This window comes from Streptomyces sirii, assembly GCF_045690365.1.
Lineage (GTDB): Bacteria > Actinomycetota > Actinomycetes > Streptomycetales > Streptomycetaceae > Streptomyces > Streptomyces sirii.
In genome coordinates, this window is sequence record NZ_CP147982.1 from 1,423,349 (window position 1) to 1,436,631 (window position 13,283).

The 13,283-nt window shown below is 73.5% G+C and carries 11 protein-coding genes; 7 read left to right on the forward strand and 4 right to left on the reverse strand.

The genetic code is table 11. The annotated features are described in order from the left end of the window. Positions 1–119 precede the first annotated feature (119 nt). Both WAB15_RS06650 and WAB15_RS06655 read left to right on the forward strand, forming a co-directional pair. Positions 120–2,516, forward strand: a complete 2,397-nt coding sequence (locus tag WAB15_RS06650) for a TIM-barrel domain-containing protein (RefSeq protein ID WP_407285641.1) — start codon at positions 120–122, stop codon at positions 2,514–2,516. Between the two features lie 60 nt (positions 2,517–2,576). Further along, the gene (locus WAB15_RS06655) at positions 2,577–3,380 is read left to right on the forward strand and encodes a M15 family metallopeptidase (protein ID WP_407285642.1); all 804 of its coding nucleotides are present in this window, start codon (positions 2,577–2,579) and stop codon (positions 3,378–3,380) included. 28 nt (positions 3,381–3,408) lie between these two features. Here the strand turns inward: WAB15_RS06655 and WAB15_RS06660 are convergent, their stop codons facing one another. Next, positions 3,409–4,326, reverse strand: coding sequence for an NUDIX hydrolase (locus tag WAB15_RS06660; protein WP_399148992.1), 918 nt, complete (start codon positions 4,324–4,326; stop codon positions 3,409–3,411). Between the two features lie 249 nt (positions 4,327–4,575). On the opposite strand from WAB15_RS06660, the gene WAB15_RS06665 reads away from it, so the two are divergent. The 3 genes from WAB15_RS06665 (at position 4,576) to glpK (ending at position 8,798) form a co-directional block, all read left to right on the forward strand. After that, complete coding sequence (locus WAB15_RS06665; protein ID WP_407285643.1) at positions 4,576–6,324, forward strand: GGDEF domain-containing protein; 1,749 nt, start codon at positions 4,576–4,578, stop codon at positions 6,322–6,324. Between the two features lie 118 nt (positions 6,325–6,442). Then, positions 6,443–7,210, forward strand: a complete 768-nt coding sequence (locus WAB15_RS06670) for an MIP/aquaporin family protein (protein WP_399148994.1) — start codon at positions 6,443–6,445, stop codon at positions 7,208–7,210. 52 nt (positions 7,211–7,262) lie between these two features. Further along, positions 7,263–8,798, forward strand: a complete 1,536-nt coding sequence (glpK, locus tag WAB15_RS06675) for a glycerol kinase GlpK (protein WP_407285644.1) — start codon at positions 7,263–7,265, stop codon at positions 8,796–8,798. Between the two features lie 119 nt (positions 8,799–8,917). On the opposite strand, the gene WAB15_RS06680 is transcribed toward glpK, so the two are convergent. From WAB15_RS06680 to WAB15_RS06690, 3 genes are all read right to left on the reverse strand, one after another. Next, positions 8,918–9,529, reverse strand: coding sequence for a GTP-binding protein (locus WAB15_RS06680; RefSeq protein ID WP_407285645.1), 612 nt, complete (start codon positions 9,527–9,529; stop codon positions 8,918–8,920). Positions 9,530–9,675: 146 nt separating this feature from the next. Beyond that, entirely contained in the window at positions 9,676–10,293 is a 618-nt protein-coding gene (locus WAB15_RS06685; RefSeq protein WP_407285646.1) for a TetR/AcrR family transcriptional regulator, read from the reverse strand. A 61-nt stretch (positions 10,294–10,354) separates the two neighbouring features. Then, the gene (locus WAB15_RS06690; RefSeq protein ID WP_407285647.1) at positions 10,355–11,224 is read right to left on the reverse strand and encodes an alpha/beta fold hydrolase; all 870 of its coding nucleotides are present in this window, start codon (positions 11,222–11,224) and stop codon (positions 10,355–10,357) included. A 140-nt stretch (positions 11,225–11,364) separates the two neighbouring features. Between WAB15_RS06690 and WAB15_RS06695 the strand changes: the two genes are divergently transcribed. Further along, positions 11,365–12,189, forward strand: coding sequence for a PP2C family protein-serine/threonine phosphatase (locus tag WAB15_RS06695; RefSeq protein WP_399148999.1), 825 nt, complete (start codon positions 11,365–11,367; stop codon positions 12,187–12,189). Between the two features lie 66 nt (positions 12,190–12,255). Next, the gene (locus WAB15_RS06700) at positions 12,256–13,260 is read left to right on the forward strand and encodes an MASE1 domain-containing protein (RefSeq protein ID WP_407289179.1); all 1,005 of its coding nucleotides are present in this window, start codon (positions 12,256–12,258) and stop codon (positions 13,258–13,260) included. The last annotated feature ends 23 nt before the right edge of the window (positions 13,261–13,283 follow it).

Consider the following 13,283-nt stretch of genomic DNA (forward strand, 5'->3'; position numbering starts at 1 on the left):
GGGATCCGGCCACCGGGCGGCGGCCCTCGGGCCTTAAGGTGGCCGAGCGTGACCTCGTGCAGGTGAACGGCAGTTGAACGCTGCCCGGATGCCCGAACGTCAATGGCAGGCTGACCGGCATGGACGGGCGTGATCTGGTGCGGTCGGTACGGGTGGTCAGGGCGGTCGGGCCGGCGCAGGGGCTGCGGTCCGTGCGCTCGGCGTGGCGGGCGTGGAGGGCGGATGCGAGGGCGCTGCCGCGCGGCGGCGGGGAGCGGGCGCGGGTGCCGGGGGCGGCGCGGGGTGCGGAGGCGCTACCGGGCGGCGGGGTGATCCACTTCGCGCGGTCGTCGCTGCGGGTGCGGGTGGCGTCGGGCGGTGCCGTCTTCTGCGGCTGGGACGGCGCGGAGCCGGAGCCGTCCTACGCGCTGGCCGGGGCGTGTCCCCAGGTGGACGCCCGGGCGGTGCTGGAGCCCGATACGGAGGGCGGCTGGCGGGTGGTCTCCGAGCGGGTGCTGGTCGCGGTGTCCCGGCACGGCGCGGTGGAGGTGCGTACACCGGGCGGCGCGGTGCTGCGGCGGGAGCTGCCGCCGCGCTGGTGGGACCGTACGGACGCGGCGGGCGCATCCGGGGCGGGCGGACGGCCGGAGGCGGGCGGTGCGTCGCGGTGGATACAGCGCTCGGAGGTGGCGGCCGATGCCCGGTTCTTCGGGCTGGGCGGCCGGGCGCACGGGCCGCGGCTGCGGGACGGCGTGTACCGGCTGTGGAACACCGATCCGGGCGGTGCGTTCGAGCCGGGCGACGATCCGCTGTCGGTGACGATGCCGGTGCAGCTGGTGGTGGCGGACGCGGGGACGCATCTGGTCTTCCACGACAACTCCTGGGACGGCCGGGTGCTGCTCCGGGAAGGTGCGGAGGGTGCGGGCTCGGGCCACGACCGCCCGGGCAGCTGCGAGTTGCGGATGGACGGCGGGCCGCTGCGCTACTGGGTGCTGGCCGGCACCCCCGCCAGGGTGCTGCAGGTCTGGACGGCGCTGACCGGGGCGCCCGCGCTGCCGCCGCAGTGGGCGCTGGGCTACCAGCACGCCCGTTGGGGGTTCGGCGGACAGGACGAGGTGCGCCGGGTGGTGGCCGGCTATCAGGAGCGCGAACTGCCGTTGTCCGCCGTCCATTTGGACATCGACCATTTCGACCGGCACCGGGTGTTCACCGTCGATCGCGCGCGCTATCCGGATCTGCCGGGTCTGGCCCGGGAGTTGCGGGCGCAGGGGGTGCGCCTGGTGTCGATCGTGGATCCGGCGGTGAAGGCGGAGCCGGGGGACGCGGTGTACGAGGGCGGCGCGGCGTGCGATGCCTTCGTACGGGACGCGCGGGGGCGGGAGGTGCGCGGGGTGGTGTGGCCCGGCGAGTCGGTGTACCCGGACTTCACCGACGTACGGGTGCGCAAGTGGTGGGGTGCGCAGTACGCGGAGCGGCTGACACAGGGCTTCGCGGGCTTCTGGCACGACATGAACGAGCCGGTCTCCTTCGCCGCCTTCGGGGAGCAGACGCTGCCGCGCTCGGCCCGGCACGCGCTGGAGGGGCGGGGCGGCGACCACCGCGAGGCGCACAACGTCTACGCCCTGGCGATGGCGCAGGCCGGCTTCGAGGGGCTGTGCGAACTGCGCCCGGCCGAGCGGCCGTTCCTGTTCTCCCGTTCGGGCTGGGCGGGGATGCAGCGCTACGGGGGGACCTGGTCGGGGGATGTGGCGACCGGCTGGCCGGGGCTGCGGTCCTCGTTGTCGCTGGTGCTGGGGCTGGGGCTGTGCGGGGTGCCGTACAGCGGTCCCGATGTCGGCGGGTACTCCGACACGCCCTCCCGGGAGCTGTATGTGCGCTGGTTCCAACTGGGCGCGTATCTGCCGCTGTTCCGTACGCACTCGGCGGTCTGGGCGGGCCGACGGGAGCCGTGGGAGTACGGGCCGGAGGTACTGGAGCACGCCCGTACGGCGCTGCGCGAGCGGCAGCGGCTGCTGCCGTACTTCGAGACGCTGGGCCAGCTGGCGCGGCTGACGGGAGCGCCGTACGTCCGCCCGGTGTGGTGGAGCGCGCCGCGGGACCGGTCGCTGCGGGACTGCGAGGACGCCTTCCTGCTGGGGGACGCGCTGCTGGTGGCGCCGGCGCTGGCGGCGGGCGTGACCCGGCGGCCGGTGCAGCTGCCGCGCGGGCGGTGGTACGACACCGCGACCGGGCGGGCCCACGACGGCCCCGGGCAGGTGTGGGTGGACGCGCCGCTGTCGCGGATTCCGGTGCTGGCGCGGGCCGGTGCGGTGCTGCCGGTGACGGGCGAGGACGGCGGGACGGAGCTGGAGGTGTGGGCACCGAAGGCCGGGCGCGGCGGCAGTGGTCTGGTGGTGCCGGACGGCGGGGACGGCTGGCAACGTCCGACGGTGGAGCGCTTCACCTCGCGGTGGGAGGGCGACCGGGTGGTCGTGGAGCGGCGGGACGGCGGCGCGGTGGGATATCCGGTGCGGGTGCGGGGGCTGGTGGACGCGTAGCGGAGCCCCGCCCTGCGGTGCTCTTCCCCCGCACATGCCGCGCCTGGTAGACGAGGGGCCATGCCGAGACTCGCAACCGCGCTGCGCGGCCTGGCCGTTGCCGCCGCCGCCCTGATGACCGTCGCCACCCTGCCGTCGGGTACGGCGGCGGGGGCCGCCCACAAGACGGCGCCCCCATCCGCGCCGCCGAAGGGGTTCGTCGCGCTACGCGAGGTGGACCCCACGATCATCCAGGAGATGCGCTACGTCACCCCGCACAACTTCATGGGCGTACCGGTGGACGGCTACCGCAGGCCGACGTGCCTGCTGACCCGGGACGCCGCGCGGGCGCTGCACCGCGCGCAGCTCTCCTTCCTCAAGCGGGGGCTCTCGCTGAAGGTGTACGACTGCTACCGGCCACAGCGCGCGGTGGACCATTTCGTCCGGTGGGCCAAGGACCTGGACGACCAGCGGATGAAGGCGGAGTTCTATCCGCGGGTGGACAAGACCAGGCTGTTCGACGACGGCTACATCGCGGCCAAGTCGGGCCACAGCAGGGGAAGTACGCTCGATGTGACGCTGGTGCGGTTGCCGGCCGTGCCCACCCGCCCGTATGTGCCGGGTGAGCCGCTGGCGCCCTGTTACGGGCCGCAGGCCGGGCGCTTCCCGGACAACTCGCTCGACATGGGAACCGGCTTCGACTGCTTCGACACCCTCGCACACACCCTCGACCCGCGCGTCCACGGGCGCCGGTTGGCCCATCGCCTGCTGCTCAAGAAGGGGCTGGAGCGGGCCGGGTTCGTGAATCTGCCGGAGGAGTGGTGGCACTACACCTTCAAGCCGGAACCCTTCCCGGACACCTACTTCGACTTCCCCGTCCAGTGACCTTGCCGGTGACCGCCGCCGGTGGCGGTCACCGTGTGCCCTCCTCGGGGCGCAGCAGCGCCGGGTGCAGCAGCCGGGCGTCGCCCGCCCGGTAGAGGCGGGCGCGCGGTCCGCCGCGGGCTCCGCCGCGGGCCGCGGTCGCCCCGGTGGGTTCGACGAAGCCGGGGACGGAGAGCACCTTGCGATGGAAGTTCCCGGCGTGCAGCGGGCTGCCCCAGATGGATTCGTAGACGCCGCGGAGTTCGACGATGGTGAACTCCGCGCCGAGGAAGGCCGTGGCCAGCGGGGTGTACTCGATCTTGGCGCGGGCCCGGTCGAGGCCGTCCGCGACGATGCGGGCGTGGTCGAAGGCGAGCGGGAGCGAGGCCTCGGCGACGCCTTGGCCGGGTGCCCGGTCGGCCGGGGTCCGGGGCGCGGAATCACCCCCGTCGATCCCGCGCCCCGGACCCTGCTGTGGGGGACGCGGCCGGGCCGCGTCCGGTTCGTCGAGCGCCAGTGCGCCGACCGGGACCCAGGCCGCGGCCCTGGCGTCGCCGCCGCCGCGTGCCTCGGGGAGGTCGGGCGCGAAGGCGAGGTAGGCGACGGTGACCACGGGCATCCGCGGGTCCCGGCCGGGGTCGCCGTACGAGCCGAGCTGTTCGAGGTGGACGCGCTCCAGCTGGCCGGCGTCCAGCCCGGTCTCCTCGGCCAGTTCGCGAGCCGCGGCCTCGTCGAGCGACTCCCGCCCGGCGCGGACGAAGCCGCCCGGCAGCGCCCAGGCGCCCTGGAAGGGCGGGCCGCCGCGCTCGACGAGCAGGATGTGCAGGACCCCGGCGCGCAGGGTCAGCGTGACGATGTCGACGGTCACGGCGATGGCCGGGAAGTCTCGCGGGTCGTAGGCCGCGAGGAAGGCGCGCTCGCCGTCGTCGGCGCCACCGCTCTTGCCGCCCTGCGGGTCCGTGTCCACGGCCGCGCCCCCTCGCGATTCATTCTCACTCTGAGTCTTTCTCGGAACGAGAACAACTTAGCAGCGGGGTGCGCCCGACGTCCAGGCGACAGCGGGAACTGACGGACCATCAGGTGCGCGGGCGGTCCCGCACCACCCCTCGAACGTCCTGTGTGCATCGAGGGGCAGCCGCCCGCACGCTCCGGAAGGGTGCGTGAACAGTGCGTTAATCACACCCTGTTGAGGGTGGGGGCGGGGCATGCTGCCTCCGTGCCTGCCTGGACGGACCAGCTTCGATTCGCCTTCCAGCCCGTCGTGAACCTCTCGACCGGTTCGGTCGCGGCGCTGGAGATACTCGCCCGCCCCGAGCCCGGCGAGGTCGACGTTCTGGCCACCGCTCGGCGCTGTCCCGACCTGGACGCCGAACTCGCGGCGCTCGCCGTACGGACGGCGGCACACCACGAGACGCTGCTGCCGCTGCACGTCAACGTCTTCGCCACGACCGTCGCCGAGCTGCCCCGACTGGCGGCACTGGGCAAGGCCGTGCACGACATCGGCCGGCGGCCGTGGGAGATCACCCTCGATCTCGTCGGCCCGTTCACCCATGTCCCGCGCGCCGCACTGCTGGAGTCGGTGGCGGTGCTGCGCGACGAGGGCTACCGGATCTGCGCGGACGGGGTCGGGGACGGCGACCTGTCGCTGCGGCTGCTCGGCGAGCTCGCGCCGGACCTCGTCAAGCTCGACGCGTCGCTGTGCGCGCGGCTGGACACCGATCGGGGGCGGCAGGCCGCGGTGGCCGCGATGCGGCAGCTGTGCGAGCGGATCGGCGGGCTGCTGGCCATCGAGGGGGTGGAGAGCGAGCGGCAGTACGCGGCGGTGCGGGAGGCCGGGGTGCAGCTGGCGCAGGGCCACCTGTTCGCGCCGCCCGCGCGACGGCCGGCCACCGAGATCTATCTGCCGCCGCCGGCCGTGCGGGCGGTGAACGGGCCGGCGGTGCCCTACCGCCCGCCGTCCGGGCCGCCGGTCGCACAGTTCCTGCAGCCCGCCGCGCTGCTGCCGATGTCCGCGTCGGCGGGCGCGGTGCGCAGCCATCTCACCGGTTTTCCCGAGGTGTCGGGGGTGCTGCTGGTGGACACCGACGGGGTGCCGGTCCGGGCGATCGACCGGGACCGGTTCCTGCTGTCGCTGTCCGGGCGCTACGGCCATGCGCTGTACGCCGACCGGCCGGCGCTGCGGCTCGCGGACCGACCGCGGACGGTCGGGGCGGACGCCACCGCCTGGCAGGTGCTCGATGTGATCGCCGAGGGCGACCGCGACCGTACGGGCGACGACGTGGCGGTGGTGGACGAGCGCGGCCGGTGCATGGGGGTGGTGCACCTCGCCGACATCGTGCGGGCGCTGGCCGAGAGCCGGGTGGAGGAGGCGGCCCGGCTCAACCCGCTGACCCGGCTGCCCGGTTCGGACGAGGTCAACGGCGAGGTGGACCGGCGGATCGCCGAGGGCCGGGCGTTCGCGCTGAGCTGGCTGGATGTGGACGGTTTCAAGCAGGTCAACGACGGCGCCGGGTTCGCGGCCGGCGATGAGCTGATCCGTTCGGTGGGGCGGACGCTGGCAGGGGTCGCGGCGGGCGAACCGGCCTGCCGGGTCGGCCACATCGGCGGCGACGACTTCCTGGTGCTGACCGAGCCGGACGGCCTGGAGCCGTTCGCCGCGGCGCTGCTGGACGTGGCCTGGTCGGCGGGCGGGCGGCCGGTCACGCTGTCGCTGGCGACCGCGGTGTGCCCGCCCGGCGGCGTCGGCGGGCACCATGCGGCCGCGGCCGCCCTGGCGCCGCTGAAGAAGGCGGCGAAGGCGCTGCCGGGGGCGAGCTGGGTGCTGGGCCGGCCGGGCTCGCAGCGTACCGAGATCCGGCGCGGATCGCCGCTCCGGGTGCCCGGTCCGGCCGGGCCCGGATTCCCCGCCCCGCCCGGCCAGAGCGGTGCACTGCCCCCCGGACAGGTCGGCCGAGCGGTCGGTTGACTCCTCAACATCCTTTGTTGTGTGCGACCTTGACGGCCCATCACCTCGGGTGAACACTTCCGGACGCACCCTACGGAGGACCGGGGGCCGTCCCCGGGGCGAGAGCCAAGGAGCCGCCATGTATTCCAACGGGGACATCTTCGTCGGTGAAGTGATCGGCACCGCGATGCTGATTCTCTTCGGCGCCGGCGTGTGCGCCGCCGTCACCCTGCACCACTCCAAGGCCAGGGCCGCCGGCTGGGTCGTGATCGCGTTCGGCTGGGGCATGGGCGTACTCGCCGGTGCCTACACCGCGGCGCCGCTGTCCGGCGGGCACCTCAACCCCGCGGTGACGGTCGGCTCGGCGGTCGCGGGCGGCACGGAGTGGTCCAAGGTGCCGCTGTACGTCCTGGCGCAGATGCTCGGCGCGGGGATCGGCGCCGTACTGGCCTGGGCGCTGTACTACGCGCAGTTCGCCGCCAACGCGGAGCGGGACAAGGCCCAGCCGACGTTGGGGATCTTCTCCACCGCTCCGGAGATCCGCAAACCGGCCGCCAACCTCGTCACCGAGATCATCGCCACCGTCGGCCTGGTGCTGCCCCTGCTGTTCTTCGGCCAGAACAAGGGCATCGGCATCGGCCAGGTGCCCGGCGCGCAGGCCGGGGTCTACGGCTCGGGGATCAATGTGCTGCTGGTCGCGCTGCTGGTGGTCGGCATCGGACTGTCGCTCGGCGGGCCCACCGGCTATGCCATCAACCCGGCCCGCGACCTCGCCCCGCGCGTGGTGCACGCGCTGCTGCCGATCCCCAACAAGGGCTCCTCGGACTGGAGTTACGCCTGGATCCCGGTGGCCGGACCGCTGATCGGCGCGGTGCTGGCCGGTCTGGTCCACAACTGCGTGTTCTGACCCGGTAGGCCCCGCACCCACTTCGAGCCAGGACCTCAGGAGGCGTGACGGTATGACCCAGCGAACCGGGAAGACCGAGAAGTATGTCGCCGCGATCGATCAGGGCACCACGTCGAGCCGGTGCATCATCTTCGACCACGGCGGGGCGATCGTCGCCGTCGACCAGCGCGAGCACCGGCAGATCTTCCCCAAGCCCGGCTGGGTGGAGCACGACGCGACCGAGATCTGGGCGAAGGTGCAGGCCGTGGTGGCGGGCGCGCTCGCCAAGGCGGGGCTGCGCGCCGACCAGCTCAGCGCACTGGGCATCACCAACCAGCGGGAGACCACGGTCCTTTGGGACCGGGCCACCGGCAGACCGGTGCACCATGCGATCGTCTGGCAGGACACCCGCACCGCCCAGCTGTGCGCGCAGCTCGGCGGCCAGGACGGCCAGGACCGCTTCCGGGACGCCACCGGTCTGCCGCTGGCCAGCTACTTCTCCGGGCCGAAGGCCGCCTGGCTGCTGGACGAGGTGCCGGGGCTGCGGGCCCGCGCCGAGCGCGGCGAGATCGCGTTCGGCACCATCGACTCCTGGCTGATCTGGAATCTGACCGGCGGCACCGACGGAGGGGTGCACGTCACCGACGTGACCAACGCGGGCCGCACGATGCTGATGAACCTCGGCACCCTGCAGTGGGACCCGGAGATCCTTTCGGCGATGAACGTGCCGGCCGCGATACTGCCGGAGATCCGGTCCTCGGCCGAGGTGTACGGCACGGCGGTGGGACAGCTGCACGGGGTGCCGGTGGCGTCCGCGCTGGGCGACCAGCAGGCCGCGGTGTTCGGCCAGACCTGCTACGGCGTGGGCGAGGCCAAGAACACCTACGGCACCGGCTCGTTCCTGCTGCTCAACACCGGCAACCGCCCCGTTCCGTCCAAGAACGGGCTGCTGACGACCATGGGCTACCAGCTCGGCGGCGAGGCGCCCGTCTACTGCCTGGAGGGCTCCATCGCCATTACGGGCGCGCTGGTGCAGTGGTTCCGCGACCAGCTGGGGATCATCGCGTCGGCCGAGGAGATCGAGCCGCTGGCGGCGAGCGTCCCGGACAACGGCGGGGCGTATGTGGTGCCGGCGTTCTCCGGCCTGTTCGCGCCGTACTGGCGCTCCGACGCCCGGGGCGTGATCACCGGCCTGACCGGGTTCGTCACCAAGGCACATCTGGCCCGCGCCGTACTGGAGGCGACCAGCTGGCAGACCCGCGAGGTCGTGGACGCCATGTTCCAGGACTCCGGCGTACGGATCACCCGGCTCAAGGTCGACGGCGGGATGACCGCCAACAACCTGCTGATGCAGCATCAGGCGGATGTGCTCGGCGTGCCCGTGATCCGCCCGGTGATCTCGGAGACGACCTGTCTGGGCGCGGCGTACGCGGCCGGGCTGGCGACCGGCGTCTGGCAGGACCTCGACGAGTTGCGCAGCCACTGGAAGCGCGACCGGCAGTGGGAGCCACGGATGGACGACCGGACCCGCGAGGACGAGTTCGCCCGCTGGCGCAAGGCCGTGGAGCGGAGCTTCGGCTGGCTGCCCGAGGGCGGCCCGGCGGCGTAGGGGGCGTCCGCGAAGTCCCGGCCGGGCGTCGCGGGCCAGGCGGGACTTCGCGGACACCCCCTGCAGGCGTGCGGCCCGTGCCTCGGACGGCGGGGTGCGGGCCGCACTTCGGCGCCCGGTCAGGGCAGCGCGGGCTCCCGCCGCCGGGCGTCCGTGTGCAGCGCGTGCTGGACGACGGAGACCAGCACGTCCCGGGCGGACTCCCGGCGGCGGGCGTCGCACAGCATCACCGGCACCTCGGGGTTGAGGTCCAGGGCTTCGCGTACGGCCTCCGGCGGATAGCGGTCGGCGCCGTCGAAGCAGTTGACGGCGACCGTGAACGGCAGACCGCGCCGCTCGAAGTAGTCGATGGCGGAGAAGCTGTCCGCGAGCCGGCGGGTGTCGGCGAGCACCACCGCGCCGAGCGCGCCGAGCGCCAGCTCGTCCCACAGGAACCAGAAGCGGTTCTGGCCCGGAGTGCCGAAGAGGTAGAGGACCAGCTCCTCGTTGAGGGTGATCCGTCCGAAGTCCATCGCGACGGTGGTGGTGGTCTTGTCCGCCACCCCGTCGAGGTCGTCCACCGGCCGGCCCGCCTCGGTCAACCGCTCCTCCGTGCGCAGCGGTTTGATCTCGCTGACGGCACCGACCAGGGTGGTCTTGCCGACCCCGAAGCCGCCCGCGACAAGGATCTTGAGCGTCACGGGATCGGCGGGGGCGGTCCGTTGAGAGCGGTCGGAACGCCCGAAGGCCATGGGATTCTTCTCCTGAATTGCCGGGAGTGCGGGCGGAGCTCACCTCGTCCCGCGCGTCGGCGCACAGGGCAGCGGCTGCAAGGGAACGGTACAACGTACGCCGCGCGGCGCCCACTTGAGATGCGTCACGCTTGGGCCACAGCAGGTCAGGGCCGCCGGGCCCCGAGCGCCTCGGGCCGGTCGAGCAGTCCCAGCAGGCTCACGAAGCTGGCCTCGATGAAGGCGCACAGCTCCTCGCGCGCGGCGTCGTCCGACTCCGGCCAGGTCGTGACCGCCTCCTCGGCGAACGCCATCCAGGCGCGGGAGGCCAGCTCCAGGCGCGGGGCGTCCGGCATGCCGAGCCGCCGCTGTCCGTCGCGCAGCCGGCGGGCGATCGTCTCGCGGGTCTCACCGATGATGTCCTCGATCGCGGGGTGGCTGCCGGCGGCGCCCCGTACCAGCGCGAGGTACGTCTGCCGGTGCTCCAGGACGTAGGCCACGAAGCCCGCGATGAACGCCCGCATCCAGGCGACCGGCTCCAGTGAGCCGTCCGGTTCGGTCGCGGCGGTGAAGCGGTCGCACTCGGCGCGGACCACGGCGCGGTAGAAGTCGCGCTTGGAGTCGAAGTAGTGGAAGAGCAGTCCGCGCGAGATACCGGCCCGCCGGGCGACTTCGTCGGTGGACAGCTCGTCCAGGGAGCGGTCGGCGAGCATCTCCAGCCCGATGCCGACCAGCTGCGCGCGGCGCTGGTCGGGGGTGAGTCGGGTGGTTCGCTTGCCGGGCATGCCCGCAGTTTACGGCGGCGGGCCGGGCGCGTTCGCGCTGTCCCCGGCCCCCGCCGCGGCGTCAGGCGTACTGCCCGAGGTGGTCGAGGATGGTGGGGGTGACGAGGTCGGGAACCTCTTCGGGCAGCCAGTGGCTGGCGCCCTCCAGCGCCTCGAAGCGGTACGGGCCGTCCACCCACTCCCCCGTCGACTCGGCCGCGCCGCGGCCCAGCGCCATGTCCTCGCTGCCCCACAGGAAGAGGGTGGGGACCGTGATCCGGCCCGCGGGCACCGAGATGACGGACTCGGGGGCGCGGTACCAGTTCAGGGTGGCGGTCAGCGCGCCCGGTGCGGACAGCCGCCGGATGTTGCCCTCGACGAGCGCGTCGGGGACCTTTCCGCCGTACGCGGCGCGCAGCCGGGCGGCGTCGTCGGCGAGCAGGGCGGCCTCCGCGGCGCCGTCGTCGCGGCGGAAGAAGCGGACGTAGTCGAGGCGGTGGTGCTGGGTGGGGTCCTCGGCGGCGGCGCGGTTGAGCGCGTCCGGGTGCGGGGTGGCCAGCACGGTCAGGGACTTCAGCCGCTCGGGGTGGGCGCCGGCCAGCGCCCAGGCGACCATGCCGCCCCAGTCGTGGGAGACGAGGTGGAAGCGGCCGGCGCCCTGGGAGTCGGCGAAGGCGAGGGCGTCGGCGACGAGTTCGGGCACGGCGTAGTCGGCGATCCGGGCGGGGCGGGCGCGCGGGGAGTAGCCGCGCTGGTCGACGGCGAGGGCGCGGTAGCCGGCCGCGCCCAGGGCGGGGAGCACCGCGCTCCAGGAGTCGGCGAACTCCGGCCAGCCGTGCAGCAGCAGGACCGGCTCCCCGTCGGCGGGGCCCGAGGCCAGTGCGTCGTAGGTGTGCGGACCGACCTGGATCTCCAGGCGCTCGACGGGGGCCGGGGTGGCGTCCGTGGGCATGGCGGCGGTACTCCTCCTGTTGACAGTTGCTCAATAGACCCTACTCCCGTTGTTGAGCAGCGCTCAACAAGCCGGGCGTAATGTGAGACTTCAGCGGCGATTCGTCCCTACGGGATCGGCGATGCGGAGCGGGGTGCTGAATGAACGGTCACCGCCCGACCTCCGGCCCGCCGTCCGAGGAGCTGCTGCGGCTCCTCGGCCAGCTCACCGGCCGGGTCATGGAGCGGATCAAGCTGCAGCAGGCACGGGTGGCCCTGGCCGTGGAACTGCAGCGGCACATGCTCCCGCCGGAGCTGCCGGGCCTGCCCGGACTGCAGACCGCGGCCCGCTACGTACCGGCGCAGACAGGCCTGGACATCGGCGGCGACTGGTACGACGCGTTCCTGCTGCCGGACGGCTCGCTCGGCTTCGCCGTCGGCGACGTCCAGGGCCATGACGTGGAGGCCGCCGCCTTCATGGGGCAGGTGCGCACCGGCCTGCGCGCCGTCGCGGGCGCCACCACCGACCCCGGCGACGTCCTGGACCGGGCCAACAACCTGCTGCTGTCGATGAGCTCCGACCTCCTGGCGACCTGCACCTTCCTGCGCTTCGCGCCGGACAGCGGCGAACTGGCCGGTGCCCGCGCCGGCCATGTCCCGGCGGTGTGGGGCACCGCCTCCGGCGCGGAGGTGCTGATGGATCCGGGCGGGCTGCCGCTGGGGGTCTTCCCCGACCAGCGGTATCCGGTCACCCACCGCCGGCTGACCGAGGTGGGGGCGTTCGTGCTGCTCACCGACGGGGTGGTGGAGGGGCCGTCCTACCCGATCGAGAAGGGACTGGCGCGGGTGGTGGACCTGGTGGGCAAGGGGTACGCCGAGGACGCCGAGGACCTGGCGGGCGAGGTGATCGCGGTGGCCGATCTGACCGGGCACACCGACGACGCCGCCGTCCTCGTGCTCCGCCACAACGGCGGCCCCTACGCCTAGGCGCGGCGACGAGCGGAGGCCGGTGTGGTGCACGACGAGCGGCGTGGAGGGCACGACGGCACCGCCGTGCGGCTCCGTACCGCCGTGTGGCGGCAACGGGTCACCCTCGTGCAGATCCTGGCGACCGCCGGAATCTACTACGGCAGCGCCCAGCTCGGCCTGCTGCAGGAGATCGTCCGCGGCCAGGTCACCCCGCTGTGGCCGCCCACCGGCATCGCCCTGACGGCACTGCTGCTGTTCGGTGTGCGGATGTGGCCGGGGATCGCCCTCGGCGCGTTCCTGGTCAATGTCTCGCTGGGGCCGTCACTGCTGGTGGTCCTCGCGATCGTCGCGGGCAACACGGTCGGCCCGGTGCTGTCCTACCGGTTGCTCGGCCGGGTGGGGTTCCATAAGGAGCTGGACCGGCTGCGCGACGCCCTGGCGCTGGTGGTGCTCGGCGCGCTGACCGGGATGCTGGTCAGCTCGACGGCCGGCAGCGGCGTCCTGGTGCTCTCCGGCGCGCTGCCGGCGTCGGGCTTCTGGCCCACCTGGGCCGTGTGGTGGACCGGCGATGCGATGGGGGTGCTGGTGATCACGCCGGTGCTGCTGCTCCTGAGCACCGCCCGGTGGCCGCTCACCAGCCGCGTCCCCCTCTTGCGGTGGGCGGAGGCGGTACTGCTGGTCGGCTGTACGTTCACCGTCACCGTGCTCGCCGTGAGCAGCTCGATGAATCTGCTCTTCCTGGTCTCGCCGTGCCTGATGTGGGCCGCGTTCCGGTTCGAGCGGGCCGGGGCGGCGCCCTGTGCGCTGCTGGTCTCGACGGTCGCGATCGTGGCGGCCGCCCAGGGCTCGGGACCGTTCGCCCTGCACGACCTGTTCACCAACATGGTCACTCTGCAGGCGTTCAACGGGATCACCGCGCTCACCGCGCTGCTGCTCGCCGCGGTGATCACCGAGCGGCGCAACACCCAGCGGCAGATCCTTCAGGTCGTCGTCCAGCTCTCGGAGGCGGTCACCCAGCTGGACTCCCAGCCGTCCGCGGACCAGTGGCCGCCGCCGCGCCGGAGGAAGTCCGGCGACGACGACGGCTAGGCCGAGACCCGCGGAGACCGGAC